Source organism: Bifidobacterium canis (genome assembly GCF_009727065.1).
Lineage (GTDB): Bacteria > Actinomycetota > Actinomycetes > Actinomycetales > Bifidobacteriaceae > Bifidobacterium > Bifidobacterium canis.
Window position 1 is genome coordinate 68,921 of record NZ_WNLP01000005.1, and the last position, 20,780, is coordinate 89,700.

Sequence of the window (20,780 nt, forward strand, 5' to 3'; positions counted from 1 at the left end):
AGACACGCTGTTGGCGGTGAAGCCGAATCAGCGATATTCCGGTTCGTCAGCAACCTGATCGGCCTTCGCGGCGGCGTCCGGGCGGGCACCGATGTTGAAGCCGAGGTCGTTGGAGGAAGACACAGGATCGTCGTCTTCGTCTTTCATGTCGATGGCGACGCCTTCGGCGTTGAGCACTTCGACATTGAGCGACAGCGACTGCATTTCCTTGAGCAGCACCTTGAACGATTCAGGGATGCCCGCAGGCGGCAGGTTATCGCCCTTGACGATGGCGCCGTAGACGCGCACGCGGCCGTCGACGTCATCGGACTTCGTGGTCATCATCTCGTGCAGCGTGTAGGCAGCACCGTAGGCTTCGAGGGCCCACACTTCCATCTCGCCGAAGCGCTGGCCGCCGAACTGGGCCTTGCCGCCCAATGGCTGCTGCGTGATCATCGAGTATGGACCGGTGGAACGCGCGTGGATCTTGTCGTCGACCAAGTGGTGCAGCTTGAGCATGTACATGTAGCCCACCGAAATCGGCTTCGGGAACGGTTCGCCGGTACGACCGTCGAACAGCGTCGCCTTGCCGTTGTCGCCGACAAGCTTGTTGCCGTCGCGATCGGTCAGCGTGGTCGAGAGCAGGCCCTTGAGCACGTCCTGACGCACACCGTCGAACACAGGCGTTGCCACTGGAGTGCCCGGTTCGCCCTTTTCGGCGCCCTTCGGGACCATCTTCTTCCAAGCGGCTTCCATGTCGGGGTCGAGCGAGATGTCCCAGCCCGCGTGAGCGATCCAGCCCAAGTGGAGCTCGAGCACCTGGCCGAGGTTCATTCGGGAAGGCACGCCCAGGGGGTTGAGCATGATGTCGATCGGGGTGCCGTCGGCGAGGAATGGCATGTCTTCTTCCGGCAGGATGCGGGAGATGACGCCCTTGTTGCCGTGGCGACCCGAGAGCTTGTCGCCCTGCGTGATCTTGCGGTGCTGTGCGATGTAGACGCGAATCATCTGGTTCACGCCGTTCGGCAGCTCGTCGCCGTCTTCTTCGGCGTCTTCGCGGGTGATCTCCTTGACGGCGATCACGGTGCCGGTCTCGCCGTGAGGCACGCGCAGCGAGGTGTCACGCACTTCGCGGCTCTTCTCACCGAAGATGGCGCGCAGCAGGCGCTCTTCCGGCGTCAGCTCGGTTTCGCCCTTCGGCGTCACCTTGCCAACGAGAATGTCGCCGGCTTCAACTTCGGCGCCGATGCGGATGATGCCACGCTCGTCGAGGTTCGCCACCGCGTCTTCGCCGACGTTCGGCAGATCGCGAGTGATCTCTTCGGCGCCCAGCTTGGTTTCACGGGCGTCGATCTCGTATTCCTCGATGTGGATCGAAGAGAGCGTGTCGTCTTGCACCAGTCGCTGCGAGATGATCACAGCATCCTCGTAGTTGTAGCCGTTCCAAGGCATGAAGGCGACCAGCAGGTTCTTACCGAGGGCCATTTCGCCCTTTTCGGTTGCCGGGCCGTCAGCCAGCACGGTGCCTTCTTCAACGCGTTCGCCGTCGTGGATGAGCGGCACCTGGTTGTAGCAGGTCGTCTGGTTCGAACGCTGGAACTTGGCCAGCTTGTAGGAGCTCGTGGTGCCATCGTCGTTCATCACGCGAATGATGTCGGCGGAAACGTAGGTCACGACGCCTGGCTTCTCAGCGAGAATCACGTCGCCGGAGTCGACGGCTGCACGCCATTCGGCGCCGGTGCCCACGAGCGGACGCTCGGACTTGATGAGCGGCACGGCCTGACGCTGCATGTTCGTACCCATCAATGCACGGTGGCCTTCATCGTGCTCGAGGAACGGAATGAGCGAAGCGCCGACAGACACCATCTGGCGTGGGGACACATCCATGTAGTCGACCATCTCGACCGGAACGTCTTCCGCTTCGCCGGCGGCGTCACGCACGAGGGCTTCCTTCTCAACGAAGTTGCCGTTCTCGTCGAGCTTCTGGTTGGCCTGGGCGATCACGTGCTCGACCTCGCGGTCAGCCGTCATGTAAACCACTTCGTCGGTCACGTGGCCGTTCTCAACCTTGCGGTACGGCGTCTCGATGAAGCCGAACGGGTTGATGCGGCCGAAAGTGGCCAGCGAGCCGATCAGACCGATGTTCGGGCCTTCAGGAGACTCGATCGGGCACATACGACCGAAGTGAGACGGGTGCACGTCGCGCACTTCCATCGAAGCGCGGTCGCGGGAAAGGCCGCCAGGGCCGAGTGCGGAGAGACGACGCTTGTTCGTCACGCCTGCCAGCGGGTTGTTCTGATCCATGAACTGCGAGAGCTGGGAAGTGCCGAAGAACTCCTTGATCGTCGCGTTCACCGGACGAATGTTGATCAGCGACTGCGGCGTGATGGCCTCGGCATCCTGCGTGGTCATACGCTCACGCACCACGCGCTCCATGCGGGAGAGGCCGGTGCGCAGCTGGTTCTGGATCAGCTCGCCGACCTGACGGATGCGGCGGTTGCCGAAGTGGTCGATGTCGTCGACGTCAACGCGCAGTTCAACGTCTTCGCCGTCGCGCTTGCCCGGGAAGGTAGCATCGCCGGCGTGCAGCGTCACCAAATACTTGATCGTGGCGATGATGTCTTCGCGGCTCAGGCTGCGATCGTTGTAGTCCTTTTCAAGACCGAGCTTGCGGTTAATCTTGTAGCGGCCAACGCGAGCCAGGTCATAGCGCTTCGTGTTGAAGTAGAAGGAATCGAGCAGCGTGCGGCCGGCTTCCGGAGTCGGGGCGTCGGCTGGGCGAATCTTGCGGTACAGATCGACGAGGGCATCGTCTTCGTTGTCGATCGTCTCTTTTCAAGGGCGTCGAGCACGAGCGGGTAGTCCTTGAACGAGTCGCGGATCTCGCTGCGGGTCATGCCGATTGCCATCAGGAACACGATGGCGGACTGCTTGCGCTTGCGATCCACACGCACGCCGAGGAAGTCACGCTTGTCGATCTCGAACTCGAGCCATGCGCCACGGCTCGGGATGATCTTCGCGCCGAAGATCTCCTTGTCGGAGGTGCGATCTGGCTGACGGTCGAAATAGACGCCCGGGGAACGCACGAGCTGCGAAACGATGACGCGCTCGGTGCCGCCGATGATGAAGGTGCCGTGAGGCGTCTGCAGCGGGAAGTCACCCATGAACACGGTCTGCGACTTGATTTCGCCGGTTTCGCCGTTTTCGAACTCCGCGTTCACATACAGCGGCGCGGAATAGGTGTAGTCCTTCTCCTTGCATTCCTGCACGGTATGGCGTGGCTCTTCAAAATACGGATCGGAGAACGTCAGGCTCATCGTCTGAGCAAAGTTCTCGATCGGGGAAATCTCATGGAAGACTTCATCAAGACCGGAGACGTGCGGAACGGTGTTCGCACCGGTCGCCTCATCTTCAACAACGCGCTTCTTCCAGCGTTCGTTGCCGACGAGCCAGTCGAAACTGTCGGTTTGCACACCGAGCAGGTATGGCACATCAATGGGTTCTTTGATGGAGCCGAAATTCACACGATCCGACGCCTTGTGCAAATCAATGTCATGCTGGTCGGCGCGTGCGGTAACGGAAGTGGTATTCGTCGTAGTCTCAGACAATGGACGTTCCTTAATCGCTCACTTTTTCGGGGTTATTCTTCAGGGAAGCGCGAGCGGGGCCGCCATATGCCTACTCACGGGCGCTTCGTCATGGTAGAGTGCCCGCTATATGACATTCTATACGCAAAGACAATAAACTAGCAGAATCAACAGAAAATCTCAACTTATATTCCGCAACAGCGTGTCGAACTCAACGTCGAGATTATAATGCGCCGCTGTTCAATACATTACTCCACAGTGATCGTCTGCGGCTGACTCTGCACTTTCGCGTTGTCTTTCAAACTCAGTTGCGCAACATATGTGCCGCGATCCACCTTCGGCAACTGGTCGTCGGCGGCGCAGCTCTCACCTGTACGATTCGTGTTCCACGTGACCTTCTGCTCGTCACTCACGCCGGAGAAGAACAAGCGCGGGCGATATGTGGCCTCGCACAAATCCGAACGCCACACCACGTCATTGCCTGATTTGATCGTCAGCACAAGCGAATCGGCGGCCGTGTTGATGCGGCAGCCCGCGGGATCACTGCCGGAATATGTCACTTTCTCCGTGAACGTGAGCGATCCGCCGATCCCGACCGACGTCGCGTCTGGCACGAGCTGCAAATCCACGTCTTGCGCTGTGCATGTTTTCACCTTGCTTTTCTGCGCGGGAGTCGGCGCCGCGGTGCGAGTCAGCGCTGGCGCTGCGCTGGAGCGCGCGTCGTGCACGTTCACCGCGCCGCGCACCAGCGAATACACGGTGAACACGCACATCGCCAGCACCACCACCAGTGCGGAGAAAAGATGATTCGCCTGCGCCGGTACATGCGCTTGCGCTCTTTCGCGCTCATGCGTTTCGTGCCACCTGTTTTGCGTGCGGCAGGGCGGCGTGGCGATTGTGGTGAAGTCATACATTCAGTGTAGCGAGAGCGTTATAAATGATTACTCCGCGTCACCGCACTGTGCCGCACGTGCTATAACAGCAAAACACCGTGCTGCAACGGCGAAATAATCTGCCAAAACAGCAAATCTAATACGCCTCAGCTGCCCCGCCAGTTAATTTTGCCGTTTTATCAACTGGTTTCGCCGTTTTAACTCACAAAATGCCATATTTATGTGTCTAAACAGCAAAATTCTAAGTAAAAACGGCAAAACCAAATTGCAGAACGGCGAAATCACAGGCCCCGGTCACCGACGAGCCTGTGTTGCTGTTTTAGCAGATTATTTTGCCGTTTTATCAACTGGTTTTGCCGTTCCGACTCACAAAACAGCTGATTTTTGTGTATAAACGGCAAAACTTGACGCAAAAACAGCAAAACAGCAAATACTAAAAGCTCACGCTGGCAAACGCATATCGTGCCCGTTGACGATTTCGATCAATCCGTCTTCGTCGAGCGACGCGATGCAGCGGTCGAGCTGCGCGGCATCATCGCATAATTTCTGCGCGTCTTTGTATTGCAGCGTCTGCCCGGTCGGCAGCGCGCGCAATGCCTGCATGATCTTGCCGCGCACCTGCCTGTCGGTGCCCGCGAATTTTTGGCGCGGACGCGTGCGTCGCTCCCCCAAGCCCGGCATACCGGCTTTCACGAACGCGCACTGTGCTCGCAGCGGGCACTGCTCGCACAACGGCTGTTTTGCAGTGCACACAATCGCGCCGAGCTCCATAACCGCCTGATTCCAGACCGCCGACTCGCCCGCCGCTTTCGGCAGCACCACCCACGCGAGCGCGCGCTCAAGAGGCGTGCACGATCCGCCGAGTGACTCGATGCCCAAGAATGCGCGGCTGAGCACGCGCCGAATATTCGTGTCGATCACCGCGACTCGCTTGCCGAACGCAAAACTGAGCACTGCGCTGGCCGTGTAGTCGCCGATGCCGGGCAGTGCGAGCAGTTCGTCGTAATCACTGGGCAAGCGGTCGTCGTATTGTGCCGCCACTTGCTGCGCGCACTCCTGCAAACGCAAGGCTCTGCGCGGGTAGCCGAGTCTGCCCCACGCGCGAATCACATCCGCTTTATCTGCCTGCGCGAGCGCTGCGGCGTCGGGCCATTGCGCCATCCACGCGTTCCAATATGGCACGACGCGGCTCATCTGCGTTTGCTGACTCATCACTTCGCACACGAGCACTCCCCACGGCGTCGTGGATTCGTTGCGCCACGGCAGATCTCGCGCATTATTCGCCCACCACGCTTGCAATGCGAGTCGTGCCGACTGCGCGCTCTGCTCGAGCTCGCGCGCGCGGCTTTCGCCCACTATCTGCACCGGCGTGGGTTTTTGGAAGAAGTTCGCGGAGAAGTCATAGCAGCATCGTACCGCACGCCACTTTTTCTTACATACCTCTTTCACACCGTCCACCATGACCGCCGTGTCGTTCCCTCTGCCTGCCGCATCGCCCGCCGTCAGCTCCCCATGCCTCTTCTTCGCAGTCCACTTCGCTCAATCGTTCTGCCGTTATGTCTAATTGGAGTTTTGGGCACTCTATTTGGAAATTACACGCGCAGTTTTACCAAATAGACATAACGTAACGAAGGCCGACGCACCTTGCACCCCAGATTTTGCGCCTTACACATGACTCATATATACGGGTCGCTGAAAAGTCGACGGCTGTCGGTTGAGCGCAATATGGTGTGAGCATGGCAGACAACGAGAACGCCGCGCCGGAAGAGCGCGTTGAGAAAATGTTTGAATACGGCTACCGCAAGTCGAATTATGGCCCCGACGAACTGGTGACCGACGCGCACGGCAATCCGATTTCGGTGGTCGACGCCATGCTGAGCGCGCGCGAGGCTGCGAATACGCCCACGTCGACGCCGCACCTGTGCTACTACTCGCCGCGCATTCCCGGCAACACCGGCTCCGCGATCCGCCTGTGCGCGGTGACCGGCACCATTCTGCACCTGATCGAACCGCTCGGGTTCAATTTACGCGACACGAAGCTGCGCCGCGCCGGACTCGACTACCACGATATGGCGCACGTCGTGCTGCACCCGAACTTCGAGGATCTCGTCGAGTCGATGCCGAATTCGCGCATTATCGCGTTCACCGCGCACGCCACGAAGCTGTATACCGAGGTTGAATACAAGCCGACCGATATTCTGCTGTTCGGCCCCGAGCCGGGCAATATTCCCGACCCGATGGATATTATGGCAGGCCCGCACGTTGCGGAACAGGTGCGCTTGCCGATGCGCCCAAGTCTGCGCAGTCTGAACCTGACGAACTGCGCGTCGATCGCCATCTATGAGGCGTGGCGTCAGCTCGGATTCCAAGGCGGCGAATAGAGACGAAAATGCCCTCCACGATTGAAGGATCGTGGAGGGCAAACGATTGTAGCGCAGCCTAGTTCTTGAAGCTGTGGATTGGTGCTGGGATGCGGCCGCCGCGCGTCACAAACGCTTCGCATGACGCGGTGTTGACCGGCATGATCGGCGCATAGCCCATCAAGCCACCGAAGTTGGCCATCTCACCGACGCCCTTGCCGACGACTGGAATGACGCGCACGGCGGTGGTCTTCTGGTTGACCATGCCGATGGCGGCTTCGTCGGCGATGATGCCGGAGATCGTGGAGGCCGAAGTGTCGCCTGGAATTGCGATCATATCAAGGCCAACCGAGCATACGCAGGTCATCGCTTCGAGTTTTTCGATCGTCAGGCAACCGGACTTCGCCGCATCGATCATGTTCTTGTCTTCCGACACCGGAATGAACGCGCCGGAAAGCCCGCCGACGTAGGAGGACGCCATGATGCCGCCCTTCTTCACCTGGTCGTTGAGCATCGCCAGTGCAGCCGTAGTGCCGGGAGCGCCCACCTGTGCCAAGCCGATTTTCTCGAGCACTTCGCCAACGGAATCGCCAACGGCCGGCGTAGGAGCCAGCGACAGATCGATGATGCCGAACGGAACGCCGAGGCGCTTCGAAGCCTCCTGAGCCACGAGCTGGCCGACGCGCGTGATCTTGAACGCCGTGCGCTTGATCGTTTCGCACAGGAACTCGAAATCCTTGCCTTTGGCGGCGTCGAGCGCGCTGGAAACCACGCCCGGGCCGGAAACGCCCACGTTGATCACAGCATCGCCCTCGGTCACGCCGTGGAAGCCGCCCGCCATGAACGGGTTGTCGTCAGGCGCATTGCAGAACGCCACGAATTTGACGCATCCATACGAGTCGATGTCAGCGGTCGCTTCGGCGATCTCTTTGATGATGTGGCCGAGCAGTTCCACCGAGTTCATGTCGATGCCGGTTTTCGTGGATCCCACGTTCACCGACGAGCACACGATATCGGTTTCGCTCAACGCTGCGGGAAGCGAACGAATAAGCAGTTCTTCAGCTGGCGTCATCGACTTCGAGACGAGCGCGGAGTAGCCGCCGATCAGATCGACGCCCACGGTTTTCGCCGCACGGTCGAGTGCGTGCGCGATCTGCACGAAGTCGGCGGAGGTTTTGCAGCAGCTCGCGCCGACGAGCGAGATCGGCGTCACGGTGATGCGCTTGTTGACGATCGGAATACCGAAATCACGTTCGATCGCCTCGCCCGTGGAGACCAGATCCTTGGCATACGTAGTGATCTTGTTGTAGATCTTCTCGCACGTCTCCTGCACGTCGGTTGTCGCGCAGTCAACCAGGCTGATGCCCATCGTGATTGTGCGCACGTCGAGCTTCTCTTGCTCGATCATCTGGTTCGTCTCGTGGACTTCCAAGATATTCAGCATAAATTGTCCTTTGTGAAAATACACCTGCGATGTGCAACGGTTGATTCGCGCGAATCAGACGCGGTGCATCTTCGTGAAGATTTCCTCGCGCTGGCAGCGGATGCGCACGCCGATGTCTTCGCCGAGCGAGTCGAGATCTTCGACGATCGTTTCGAACGACACGTCTGCCTGCGAGTAGTCGACGATCATCATCATGTTGAAGAATCCGTCGATGATAGTCTGCGAGATGTCGAGCACGTTCGTGTGGTGATTCGACAGATATGTGCACACGCGAGCGATGATGCCGACGGTGTCTTGACCGACGACGGTGATGATTGCCTTGTTCATGGAACTCCCTGCTTTTCTACCCCGCCGCACACGCGACGAGTGCCGACTCACTTAAGTATATGAAGAGCCGATGCCAACCGCCGTGTTCTTCCGCATATCAGAACGCGCGCCCGCACACTGCTTGCTGTGCAATATTTTCAAATTATTATTGCTTGGCACTGTGTCGCCCGGCTTGCACGCGCCGCTTTCTGCGGCGGCTGTGCACGACGATGAACACCATACTGCCGGCGACGCCGAGAATAACCAGTGCTGTGATCAGCACGTCGCTCATGATCGCCTGCTCCGGATTGACTTCGACTTCTTTCGAATTTTCCGGCGTGGGGATTCTGTGCGCGGTCAGAATGAGTCGGTGAGAGTTGACACCGTATGGCGTGCAGGTGATCAGGCTCACCAAATCTCGTCCCTCCTGAATCGCCAACGGTTTGACGTTCGTCGGCAGCACCACTTGGCGCTCTTCGACTTCGTAGGTGAGCACTTGGTCATACACGGTTATCGAGAATTTATCTCCCTCTTTCATGCCATCTATGCCAGTGAACAGCTGCGCGGACGGCAGACCCGTGTGCCCGGTGATCACCGCGTGCGTTGACTCGCCGCCGATCGGGAAGCTCGACCCCTCATAGTGACCGGCTGCGATCTGCAGCACCGCTTCGTCGGTGCCGTGGTAGATCGGCAGGCGCGCGTGAATCGCAGGAATTGAAATATAGCCCATGATTCCGGTGCCCGACACGTCGAGAATCGAATTGTATTCTTTTTCTCCTCCGCATTGGGCAGGAATCGCCCGTTTCCTTGCCCTACCAGTGACGCGTTGTAGTTCGCCGCCTTCTCGAGTTGTGCTTCGCGGTCTTCCTTCGGAGTGTCGGCAACCTGCTGCGTATAGCCTGCGATCGCACGGCTCGCCACGTGCCGATTCCACGCATCGGCGACCGTTGGGTACACGATGAGCCCGACGCCGACGATCAGCATGATGATCATGAACGTGAGCATCGCCGCGAATTTGCTCTTCGACATCTTCGCGCCCGCGGTTTTTCGCTGTGATTTCATCCGCACACCATTCCGCTGTTTTGCCAATACGAATTACTTACTTAGTTATTAGACAGATTACCGACCAATATATATATTGGTCGGTTCTTGTGTAGTGAGCGCAGGCAACTGTTCCGCACTGGCGCCCCATACAGATGGGTCTCTGCGGTCGGTCAGCGCAGAGGCTCGCCCGCACGCTCGTATGAGCGGCGCGCGATCGCCATATGCGCGAGCATCGCCAGCACTACGACCGCGAAGCCGAGCGTCATCCACCGCGTCACTCCCCGCCCACCGGCACCTGGCAACGTCACCGCTGGGTCGTCGGGGATGATCGGGTCGTTCGAAACCGGCAACGTGTCGCCAGTGGCCAGCTGGAGGAACTGTCGGGCATCAACCGTGTTGGCTGTGTGCTGAAGCGGATTCGAGCGGATCATGAAATAGATCGCACGCTCGGGCGTACGGTATCCACTTAACGCCTTCGTTTCCACCAGAGCATATGGAACATCGAACTTCAGAGGTTGCCCATTAGGCGTTCCATTATCAGCAAGATCTGCTGTGATATGTATCACGCCTTGCTCATTACTCGTGTAGTTGCCCACCGTCTTCCAGCCGCTGCTTGTTTGCTCCTGCAGCGCAAACGTGACTCCCTTCAATAGTTTGTTCATGTCTCCTGACTCGTATTTATACAAATACATAGCCGGACTGCTGCCGTTGCCTCCGGCGGAACTGGTGATCGCCACCGAATCGCTCTGCTCCGTCGAGAATCCGTTGATGCTCGCCGTATTCGAGAAATTCACCGAGCTCGACGAACCGGACGAGAATACCGATGCGCTGTAAGTGATGCGAAGATGCCTGCCATTCGGCACGGTGAACGTGTAGGTGCCGTCAGCCTCACTTATCGTGATCTCCGACGTGATATCCATGCCGCTCGCCACATCTCTCACAACAATTGTGTTGAGTTTCATGCGCAGATTGCTCGACATCGTGTCGCGAACATCGACGGTATCATCGTCACCGATTTGCAATGCCTTTGGATTGATGTCAAGTGTGAAATCCAATTTGCTGTTTTGCGCGCTCAATCCTGACGTGTTGACGCTTTTGCTCATCGGCTTGCTCTCGTAATGGAACTCCGCGGACGCATTGTTCGTGCCCCACGACGCATCGTTGTGGAAGTTCAGTATGCCGGTCGCCGAGTTCACAGCCTCTTGGTCAATGCTTTGCAGATACTCCGCCGTCGGCGTTAGCGCATACATCACGCCGAAATGAGTGACATAATCAGTGTCTGACCATTTGTCTGGCTCAGGCAAATTAATCGTCGCACCGGTGTCAGTCTGGCTAAAATACTGCGCGTAGTTTTCCGCAGTAAACACATTGCCCTTGTCTGTCTGCACGTCGAACTTGTTCTCTGACTCGGAGTACCGGAACGTGAGTGCACTCTTCATGCGGGAGGGGAAATTTCCATCTGTGAAGTTGAAATCCTGCGGCGTAACCAACCGGAACTTGTCGGTGTCGAACGTGTCGATCACCTGTGCACCATTCGCGGGGTATGACTGCTTGTCGAACATCACGCGGAAATACCAAACCGGCACATTTTTGCCATCTTTCGTGGTCAACGTATTGGGCAGGTACGTCGGCCCACTCACTGTGCCCGCGTCTTTATCTGACACGGTTTTCGCAATCGCACGATTTGCCTGCGGCTTGAGCCTCACTGTCGCGCTCGACTCGCCCATTGACGCGTTGTTCGCCTGTGCGCTCGCCGTGTTCTTGTGCTCGGCGTACCAATCCTCACTGCCGGAGTTCTGCACCCAATGCTGGTTATTCACCGTCACCAACGTGACGCGCAGCACGCCTTCCGCGCTGATCTTCGCAAGGCCTGCCTCGGTCAGCACAATACTGGCGATAATGCTGTCATCACTCGGTTTAGTGTGGTCGTTGGTTCTGAAACTCACATTAACGGTGTAGTCATCGGTTGGTGACAGCACCTGCTCCGCACCGTTGTTTGCAGTGAACGCAACGCGAATATTTTGTTTCGCTTTGTCAATATCAGTAGTCGTGTCTTCGCGAATAGGGTTGTCCACCTGCATACCGTCGAGGTAGTCACTGTAGTGCCTTTCCGTTGCATTGACATACTGCATCGGCAACGTGTCGGTCACCGTCAGCGACTCGTAGCCACCCTCCGGCGTCTTCACATCGATGTTCCACCGCGTTTTCTCCGCGGTGCTCGCTGCGGTGTCCACGCTTTTGGTCAGCGCGTTCTCCGGGAACGTCGGCTTGCTTGGCGTATCTCCGGAATCGCCGCCATCACCGGAATCCTGGCTCGGCATATACACTTCGGTGGTGGCACTGTGATATTTCGACGACGCCGTGTTAACCACGGTGTTCCCCTCGATCCCCTCTTTCACCTTCGTACTGTAAGTGATTCGGTATTGAAACGCGCCATCGCTGGCGGGCACCTGATATTCCCACTTCTTGTCGACGTTCAGATTATGCACGCCGACTTCGGCCCAGCTCAGTTTGCGCGGACTCTCCGCCAGCTCGTTGCCGTTCTGATCGAACACCTGCACGCTGATGCCATCGCCCGCAAACACCATATTCTCGCGCGTTTTCTCAGTTTTCCAGTCATCGCCGGGCTTGACCATATCGTCACTGATCACCGAGCCGGCGAGCGAATGCTGGCGCTGCTCGTTCACGTTCACAGTCCAGTTCACCGTATGCCAACCCTCAACGGCGGCTTCGGCACTGCCGGACTTGTTCACATACGAGTTAAACTGCGGTTTCGGCATCCACGTGCTGCCCTCACCAGGATTCGACTTGTCTGCGCTCGCGTTGGCAACGTTGAGATACTGTTCGGCCACCGCATCGGCGTTCCCGTTATTGTTCACGAGCGCCTGCCAATATGCGTCCTCGCTGAATGAAGCGGCGTATGTGAAGCGAATCGTCTCATCTTGCTTGATCTGCGAGATCGTGCAGTCGAACGAATTCTGCGTCGTCGAGCACGAGTCGGCGTCACGGCGCGGATCCCATTGCAAACTGCTCTGGTCGAAGGTGAGCACGTCACCTTGTGGCATTGTGTCGAGCACGCGCACGTCGAAGCTCGTGCCGTCCATCGACTTCACTTCAACCGTGTAATACACCTTGCCTTCGGAAGCGTTAATCGACGCATACTTATTGACGTTGAGCGTCGGCTTACGCAACGTGTCGAGTTCGAAACTCATGTCGACGCCCTGCCCGAACGGGTTCTTCTCGGTCAATTGCGACATCGTGAACTGCATGTTCAGATTGAGCTCGATGTTCGCGGCGCTCTCCAAGCTCGCGAAATCTGCATGATTCTTGTTGAAATCGATCAGTATTTTGTAACGATCAGAGTTGTCGATGCGCACGAATTTGTAGGTGTTGCCGTCGATTTCATACAATTTACCGCCGTCATTGATGCTCACCGTGAACGTTTTGACTTCGTTCTCTTGCGGCGACAACGGCAGGAATCCAGCGGGCATGTCGTAGAACATCGTGTTGCGCACATCGAACTGCAAATCATTGTGTTCCGCCCAATGGAACGTGATCGAAGCGGTTTGCCCCTCGAAATATGAGTATGATCCGTTTTCGTTTTTGGTCAGCCCCGCGATGGTGATGCCGCCCGTGCCTTTGTTGGTATTGAGGAATTGGCTCAGATCGGCGGATTTTTCAGATCGTGGCGTTTGAGATACTGCGGGCTGTGCTGCAACGGAAATAGGCGTGAATGCGGTGGCTATGGCGATCACCACCGCCACCACCATGAGTATGCCGCGGCGCACGCTTGTGCGCATTGCGGAACGAACGTCTAGTCTTGTCATCACACCTACCGTCACAGCACCGGCTGCCTGTGCTTCTGCTGATTTGTGCGCCGCCGTTTGCGATCAATATTTGCAATCAATCCAAATGTAGTGACGGCGTTCTCGAAAGCACAGGGTGTTGCGAGATGTTTTACGAAGTCTCAACAATCCGGTTTCACGTTTGCTTATGCAAACTCATATCACTTGCAACGCCAGTGTTTGCGAGCGTCTGCGAGTGATGCGCGCCTGCACTATTGGCAACACATAGCAATGTGCAGGTATTGCGTTCTTTGCAATACCTGCACATTGTTCAGCGGTAGATGTTCTGCGTGCTATGCGCTACTGCACGCGGTGCGCACTCTGCGCCGCATATGCGGGCAGTGCGCGCGGTGCGTTGAATCCGCGGCGCTCGAATTCGTCGGCGATGCATTGCGCGATGCGCTGGCTCTCGCCCTGGTTCACCAGTGCGATGATCGAGCCGCCGAAGCCGCCGCCGGTCATGCGTGCGCCGAGCGCGCCCTCGTCACGAGCCACGTCCACGGCGATGTCGAGTTCCGGCACGGTGACTTCGTAATCGTCGCGCAGCGAGTCGTGCGATGCGTTGAACAGGTCTCCGGCGGTCTGCATGTCACCTTCGGCGAAGGCTTCGATGAAGTCGTCGACGCGGCCGATCTCAGTGATCACGTGACGCACTCGCTTGCGCATCGTGTCGTCGTCGAGACGTTCGAGCACGCCTTCGAGCGCGGTCGCCGGGTCTGCCTGCGCGTTCACCAGATCGGCGACTTCGCGCAGATTGTCGGCACCGAGCAGTTCGGCGGCTTCTTCGCAGGTGGCGCGACGCTGAGCGTACTGGCCGTCGTTGAGCTGGTGTGGGGCGCGGGTGTCGAGCACGAGCAGCTCGAGTCCGTGATTGCTCAAATCGAACGCCTCTTGCTGTGCGCTCTCCTCGGCGGTCAAACCCGGGCGGAAGTCCAAGCGAATCGCGTGATCCGGCGTGCAGCGCATCGACGCGCTTTGATCCAAGCCGCCGGTGGAGGCGCCCGCCATGTCGTTTTCCGACGTGATGGCTGCGTTGATCAGCGTGATGCGGCCGGCGTCGGTGGCGCCGAAGCCGAGATCGTATGCGCCGTCGAGCGCGAGTGCCGTCGAGCAGGTCATGGCTGCCGACGAGCTCAGGCCTGAGCCGAATGGCACGCATGTGCTGAATGCGGCGTCGAAGCCCTGCACGTCGTGGCCGGCTTCGCGCAACGCCCATGCCACGCCCACCGGGTAGGCGGCCCAGCCGTCGATGCCACCGGCTTCCAAACCGTTGAGATCGGCGGTCTGCACGTCGTTTTCGTTGATGTCAGACACCACGCGCACTTGCGTGTCGGTGCGTGGCGACAATGCGATGTAGGTGCGATGGGGCAATGCGATCGGCAGGCAAAGGCCGCCGTTGTAGTCGGTGTGTTCACCGATCAGATTCACGCGCCCCGGTGCAGCCCACACGCCTGCAGGTTTCGTGCCGTACGTGCGTTCGAACAGGGCGGTCACCTTTGCCGCGCCCTCGGCGTCGCTCATCGCGTTCACGATGTCAACCTGTGTCATGGTAAACCCTTTCTACGTTGTCGCCGTCAGTCTTCGCTGATGTCGATCGGGCCGAGCTCGTGGAAGCGGTTGGCGATGAGCTCCGGCGTGGTGTCGGAAACCCATGCGGCCATGCCCGATTCGGAGCCGGCGAGATACTTGATCTTGTTGGCAGCGCGACGGAACGAGAAGAACTGCAGGTTCAGGCGGTAGTTCTCGCGGCGTGCATCGCGCACAGGAGCCTGATGCCATGCGGAGATGTATGGCAGGTCCATGCCCTTGCCGTCACCCTTGTCGAAGAAGCGGTTGCCGCGTTTGAGCAGCGTCGAATACATCTGGGCGAGGTCCCAGCGTTCCTGATCGTTCAGCTGGTCGAGCGTCAGCACGTCGCGCACAGGAGCCACATGCACCTCAAGAGGCCAGCGTGCCGCGGCTGGAACGTAGGCGACCCAGCTGTGGTTGCGCATCACGACGCGTTCCTTCGCCTCGAGTTCCGCGTTCATCAAATCCTTGAGCAGGTTGCCACCGGTCTTCTCGAAGTAGGCTTGCGTGTGCTGGAGTTCGGTTTCGAGCTTCGGAGCGATGAACGGATAGGCGTAGATCTGGCCGTGCGGGTGAGCCAGCGAGACGCCGATCTCTTCGCCGTGGTTCTCGAACGGGAACACCTGCTCGATGCCGTCGATCGTGCTGAGTTCGGCGGTGCGGAAGGCCCATGCCTCCACGACGGTGCGCAGCCTCTTCACGCTCAAGTCAGCTGGAAGCCCGTTCTCGTCTGGGTCGAAGCAGATCACTTCGCAACGGCCTGCGGCTGGGCGCTCCTCCCACAGCGGGTTGCCGTCGACGTAGCTGATCTTGTTGATGTCGACGCCCGGCACCTGCACCATTGACGGGAAGCGGTTTTCGAACACCACCACATCGTAATCGGTGTCTGGCACTTCGCCGTCCTGATACGGGTCGCCCGGCTTGCGTGCGGCAAGCGGATTGCCTTTGGCGGTCGCGCCGGCGCCCGCGGTGATCGGGCGGTTCATGCGTGCGGTGGCCATTGGAATCCAGTCGCCGGTCAGCGGATCGCGACGCATCTGCGGAGCCGCGTATTCCACTTCCACGCCTTCGGCATTGATGTGAGGCGCGAAGCGGTACGCCAGATCGCGCGGATCCTTCAGCTCACGGGTCTTCTTGCCCGAAACGTAGTCGTCTTCATCGTCGATATAGAAAAATCGCGTCCATCAGACAACGTTGTCGGCGTGATGCGCAAATGCTTCTGTGCATAGTCACCAGGCTCATAATGCGCGAATTCAGTCATGCTACTCACTTTCTTCATTGTCGGTTTCAGTGCTATGAGCCAAAACCAGCTCTTTGACCAAATCCCTTGTTTTCATCGCCGAATCCGGGTCGAGCCCGTCATCGGTGATCACCGTATCCACTTGCTCGAAACGTGCGAACAGCGACAGCGATGTGCTGCTCCATTTCGTGTGGTCGGTAAGAATAATCGTTTTGTCGGCGATGTCCATCATCGCCATGTCAGTGGCCGCTTCCAGCGAGTTCGGCATCAGGAATCCGCGCGGCATCGACACGGAATGGGTGCCCAAGAACACGGTGTTCACACGCAGCGAGGCGATCACTTTGTCTGCGATCGGCCCGACGAGCGAATTCGAACGCGTGATCACGCCGCCTGTGACGATCACCTCGACGTCTTTCGACTCCAGCGCCTGCACAAGTTCGGCCACCGGAATCGAATTGGTGAGAATGGTGATGCCGTTCGCATTCTGCGATTCGAGCAGATGCTGCGCGAACACGTACGCGGTGGTGCCGCCGCCGATCGCGATCACATCGCCCGGAGACACATATTTGATGGCCTCCTGCGCGATCGCGTCTTTCAGCCCGATGTCCATTTGCGATTTCACCGAGAACAGCGGTTCGCTGAGCAACGTGCTGGTCGAGACGGCTCCGCCGTGAACACGGCGAAGCAACCCTTTGTCTGCCAACTCGGCGATGTCCCTGCGAATCGTCATCGCCGAGACGCCCAGCTCTTTCGACAAAGCGGTGATGCGCACCGCGCCGCGTGTGCGAAGGCGCCCCAAAATCAAATGTTGGCGTTGCGAAGAAATCATATGAACATTATCGCACATCAACTCTCAAAGAACAACTTCAACCGAACATTTCGGCGTGTTTTTCTCTCAACTTCGCACAAAAAGCGCAAATACAGTGAAAATACGTGCGTTAATCGCGGTCGACGTATTCCTCGGATTTCTCCGGATCCTGCGCGGCGATGCCCGCATCTTCGCGAATAAGCTGCTCGGGCAACGCGAGTTCTTCCGCCACGCGATTTTCGACTCGCCTGTTATTGCGCGTCACATCGTTGCGCATGCGCGCGAAGCCCCACTGCGTCACCTTCTGCATCGCCTCGCGCACGATCGCCCTGTCCATCTTCGAATCGCCGCGCGTGCGGTCTGGGAACACGATCGGAATCTCAGCGACGGCGCCGCCTGCGGCGATAACACGGCGGGTCATATCGATCTGGAACACGTAGCCGTTCGCATCGATGCCCTCAAGGTCGACTTTGCGCAGGATCGACGCGCGGTATGCGCGGAAACCAGACGTCATGTCTCGCACTTTGAGACCAAGCATAAAACGCGCGTACTGCGAGCCTGCGCGCGAAATCATGTCGCGATACCACGGCCAGTCGCGCGTCGTGCCGCCAGGCACGCGCCGCGACCCCAGCACCAGGTCAAACCGCGGATTCGCCTCGAGCATGTCGATCAACGCGCGCAGATCCTGCGCCCTGTGCGAGCCGTCCATGTCCATCTCGCACACGATGTCGTAATGGTGAGCGAGCGCCCACTCGAATCCTTGAATATATGCGGTGCCCAGCCCGAGTTTGCGTTCACGGTGCAACGTGTAGACGTGCGAGTCGATCGAGCAGTCGTTGAGTCGGTCCGCTATCTTCAGATCCGCCGTGCTCACATGCTGGTCCGAATACAGAGACGAATCGCTGTCGTCGGCGGCAAAGGAGACGTCGTAGATGTCGGCGTTCCCGTTCGCCTCGACACTCAAATCCTGCGACAGCAGTGTTACGCGAGAGATCACGTCGGCGAGAGTGCCCGTGCCGTCCGGCGAATTATCGTCGACGATCAGCACGTCGATGTTCGGGTTGCGCAAGAAAATCTCACTCAGCGTCGGTTCAAGATTGTCACGTTCGTTATACGTTGGCATCACCACGCACACACGCTGCATATGTCCTCCCACCGTCGGCCTGTATGTTCGAGCGTAGTCTTCGGCACGCATTTGCGCTCGCGCACCGCCGAATCCACTGCATTGTTCGGCGGCACATGTTCAATGGCACAATTCGCGCAACAATGGCACAATGGAGATTATGACTTACGTTTCTCAAAATAGTCTGCATGACTCCGTCAACAAGGCAACGACCGACTTGTTCACGTTCGCATACAAGCACGTTGTCAAACCAGATTTCGTGTTCAACCACACCCCCGATGTCGCGCATGACGACATGATCAAGTTCTGCCATGTCACCGGCAGGATTCCTCCGCTCATGTGGCTGTTGCGCGAGATGCTCGACTACACCGACCCGATTCTCGAGACGAACGTGATGGGCGTCAACTTCACGAATCCGTTCGGATTGTCGGCGGGACTCGACAAGAACTGCGAGATGGTGAAGCTGCTCGACAACGCCGGCTTCGGCTTCGAGACGATCGGCTCCACGACGTCGCGCCCGTGCGCAGGCAATCCGCGCCCGTGGTTCCACCGTTTGCCTGAATATGATTCGATGATGGTGCATGTCGGCTTGGCCAACGACGGCTCCGACGTGGTGATCGAACGTGCTGAAGATGCTTGGCGTCGCACGAAGACGATGCAGGTGAGCGTGTCGATCGCACGCACGAACGACGATCAGGTGGGCGATCTCGACGAGGGCATCGAGGATTATTGCATTTCGATGCGCCGCGCGGCAGGACGCACCGCGATGGTGGAGGTGAATATCTCGTGCCCGAACACCACGGTGGGCGAACCGTTCACCGACTCCCCCGCCAATCTCGACAAGCTGTTCACCGAACTCGACAAAATTGACCGTCCGCAGCCGACGCTCGTGAAGATGCCGTTGAACAAGCCATGGCCGCAGTTCAAGGAGTTCCTCGATGTGCTGGCCGAGCACAATGTGCAGGGCGTGACGATTGCGAATCTGCAGAAGGATCGCACCGGACTCGACATTCCCGCGAGCTGGCTCGGCGGACTCTCCGGTGGCCCATGCACGGTGGCGAGCACCGAACTCGTGCGCCGCACCTACCGCGAATATGGTGACCGTTTCGCGATCGCCGGCGTCGGCGGAGTGTTCACGCCGGAGCAGGCCTACGCGAAGATTCGCGCAGGCTCGTCGCTCGTCATGTTCATTTCGTCGCTGATGTATCGCGGCCCACAGCAGATCACGGTGCTCAAACGCGGATTGGCGCAGCTGCTTCGCCGCGACGGTTTCGACAATGTGGCCGACGCGGTGGGCATCGACGCCTAGCTCTCCCCCTCCCCTCCTCGTCGAGGGCTGCAAGGACCACCGGCAGGCAAGACGAGGAGGGTTGGAGGGAAAAGGGATAAGGAGGCTACTTGGAGGATTTATGCCAAGCACCGCGCACATATTGCGGCGGGTATGGCAGGATGTCGGTTGGCTCACCGAGTTTGAAGCCTGCACGCAGAGGCCAGTAAGGTTCGCGGAGGGCTGCACGCCCGATCTCCACTGCGTCGGCCTCGCCCTTGGCCACGATTTCGGCGGCCTGCTTCGGCTTCGTGATGAGGCCTACAGCGGTCACCGGCACATCGGCCTTCTTGCGAATCTGCTTCGCGAATGGCACCTGGTAGTTCGGCTTCACCGGAATCTTCACATTCGGCAGAATACCGCCGGTCGACACGTCGACCAGATCGACGCCGTGCTGCTTAAGCACTTTGGCGAGCTCGACGCTCTGGTTCACATCCCAGCCGCCTTCAGCCCAGTCCGTGGCCGAAATGCGCACGAACAACGGCATATCGTCGCGAATAACCGAGCGGATAGCGTCTGCCACTTCAACGACGATGCGCATACGATTCTCCAGTGAGCCGCCATATTCGTCGTCACGGGTGTTGACGAGCGGGTCGAGGAATTCGGAGAGCAGGTAGCCATGTGCGGCGTGAATCTCGATCACGTCGAAGCCAGCCTGCATTGCACGCCATGCAGCATCGCGGAACCGGTTGACGATCTCGTGAATCTCGTCCACACTCAGCGCGCGTGGCGTCGGAAGCCCCTCAAAGGCGATGTCGCTCGGCGCGACCGTCTGCCAGCCACCCTTCTCCGGTGGCACATAGCCCGTCTTCGTGCGCAGCGAGAAGCAGTCGGTGGAGCCTTTGCGCCCTGCATGGTTCAGCTGGATGCCGGCAACGGCACCCGCTTTCTTCACGCCGTCAACGATCCAGCGGTAGGAGTCGATCTGGGCGTCGTCCCACAGCCCGAGGTCGCACGGTGAGATGCGGCCTTCGGGAGCGACCGCCGTCGCTTCGAAGATGATCAGACCGAATCCGCCCATTGCGCGCGACACATAGTGCTGGTAATGGAAGTTGGTCGGCCTGCCATCCATGTCGAACACCGAATAGGTGTCCATAGGCGGCATCCAAATGCGATTGCGGGCGGTGACACCTCGTAGCGTCATCGGTGTGAACAGTGTTGGTTTGTCTTCGGTTTTGCGCTTTGTCTTGCTCATACCCGCACCTTAACACATTGCGTGAGGCTTTGAGCACCATGCGTCACAAAGTTCAAATCT

General features: G+C 58.7%; 12 protein-coding genes and 2 pseudogenes. 2 read left to right on the forward strand and 12 right to left on the reverse strand.

Going from position 1 to position 20,780, the window contains the following annotated elements:
- Window positions 1-27: 27 nt before the first annotated feature.
- The 3 genes and pseudogenes from rpoB to GSD1FS_RS05630 form a co-directional block, all read right to left on the reverse strand.
- Window positions 28-3,587, reverse strand: a pseudogene (rpoB, locus tag GSD1FS_RS05620) (DNA-directed RNA polymerase subunit beta).
- 227 nt (window positions 3,588-3,814) lie between these two features.
- Window positions 3,815-4,480: a hypothetical protein gene (locus GSD1FS_RS05625; protein WP_246165903.1), complete on the reverse strand. Its 666-nt coding sequence runs from the start codon at window positions 4,478-4,480 to the stop codon at window positions 3,815-3,817.
- 420 nt (window positions 4,481-4,900) lie between these two features.
- Window positions 4,901-5,920, reverse strand: a complete 1,020-nt coding sequence (locus GSD1FS_RS05630) for an HhH-GPD family protein (RefSeq protein ID WP_155588764.1) — start codon at window positions 5,918-5,920, stop codon at window positions 4,901-4,903.
- 275 nt (window positions 5,921-6,195) lie between these two features.
- On the opposite strand from GSD1FS_RS05630, the gene GSD1FS_RS05635 reads away from it, so the two are divergent.
- Window positions 6,196-6,840 carry a tRNA (cytidine(34)-2'-O)-methyltransferase gene (locus GSD1FS_RS05635; protein WP_155588765.1) on the forward strand — a complete coding sequence of 215 codons (645 nt, stop codon included), beginning with the start codon at window positions 6,196-6,198 and terminating at the stop codon, window positions 6,838-6,840.
- Window positions 6,841-6,898: 58 nt separating this feature from the next.
- Here GSD1FS_RS05635 and GSD1FS_RS05640 read toward each other — a convergent pair whose 3' ends face one another.
- The 8 genes and pseudogenes from GSD1FS_RS05640 to GSD1FS_RS05675 all read right to left on the reverse strand — a co-directional run bounded on the left by GSD1FS_RS05640 (window position 6,899) and on the right by GSD1FS_RS05675 (window position 18,219).
- Window positions 6,899-8,263, reverse strand: coding sequence for a PFL family protein (locus GSD1FS_RS05640; RefSeq protein ID WP_155588766.1), 1,365 nt, complete (start codon window positions 8,261-8,263; stop codon window positions 6,899-6,901).
- Window positions 8,264-8,317: 54 nt separating this feature from the next.
- Window positions 8,318-8,590 carry an ACT domain-containing protein gene (locus tag GSD1FS_RS05645; RefSeq protein WP_155588767.1) on the reverse strand — a complete coding sequence of 91 codons (273 nt, stop codon included), beginning with the start codon at window positions 8,588-8,590 and terminating at the stop codon, window positions 8,318-8,320.
- A gap of 145 nt (window positions 8,591-8,735) precedes the next feature.
- Entirely contained in the window at window positions 8,736-9,299 is a 564-nt protein-coding gene (locus tag GSD1FS_RS05650) for a class C sortase (RefSeq protein WP_246165906.1), read from the reverse strand.
- Window positions 9,300-9,783: 484 nt separating this feature from the next.
- Window positions 9,784-13,440 (reverse strand): SpaA isopeptide-forming pilin-related protein, encoded by a 3,657-nt coding sequence (locus GSD1FS_RS05655; RefSeq protein ID WP_155588768.1) that lies wholly within the window; start codon window positions 13,438-13,440, stop codon window positions 9,784-9,786.
- 318 nt (window positions 13,441-13,758) lie between these two features.
- Window positions 13,759-15,006 (reverse strand): galactokinase, encoded by a 1,248-nt coding sequence (gene galK / locus GSD1FS_RS05660; RefSeq protein WP_155588769.1) that lies wholly within the window; start codon window positions 15,004-15,006, stop codon window positions 13,759-13,761.
- Between the two features lie 26 nt (window positions 15,007-15,032).
- Window positions 15,033-16,288: pseudogene (galT, locus tag GSD1FS_RS05665) on the reverse strand (galactose-1-phosphate uridylyltransferase).
- Window position 16,289: 1 nt separating this feature from the next.
- Window positions 16,290-17,096 (reverse strand): DeoR/GlpR family DNA-binding transcription regulator, encoded by an 807-nt coding sequence (locus GSD1FS_RS05670; RefSeq protein ID WP_155588770.1) that lies wholly within the window; start codon window positions 17,094-17,096, stop codon window positions 16,290-16,292.
- A 109-nt stretch (window positions 17,097-17,205) separates the two neighbouring features.
- A complete protein-coding gene (locus GSD1FS_RS05675; RefSeq protein ID WP_246165909.1) occupies window positions 17,206-18,219 on the reverse strand; it encodes a polyprenol monophosphomannose synthase in 1,014 nt (337 codons plus the stop codon).
- A gap of 139 nt (window positions 18,220-18,358) precedes the next feature.
- On the opposite strand from GSD1FS_RS05675, the gene GSD1FS_RS05680 reads away from it, so the two are divergent.
- Window positions 18,359-19,507, forward strand: coding sequence for a quinone-dependent dihydroorotate dehydrogenase (locus GSD1FS_RS05680; RefSeq protein WP_155588771.1), 1,149 nt, complete (start codon window positions 18,359-18,361; stop codon window positions 19,505-19,507).
- An 85-nt stretch (window positions 19,508-19,592) separates the two neighbouring features.
- On the opposite strand, the gene GSD1FS_RS05685 is transcribed toward GSD1FS_RS05680, so the two are convergent.
- Window positions 19,593-20,720 carry an NADH:flavin oxidoreductase/NADH oxidase gene (locus GSD1FS_RS05685; protein ID WP_155588772.1) on the reverse strand — a complete coding sequence of 376 codons (1,128 nt, stop codon included), beginning with the start codon at window positions 20,718-20,720 and terminating at the stop codon, window positions 19,593-19,595.
- Window positions 20,721-20,780: the final 60 nt, after the last annotated feature.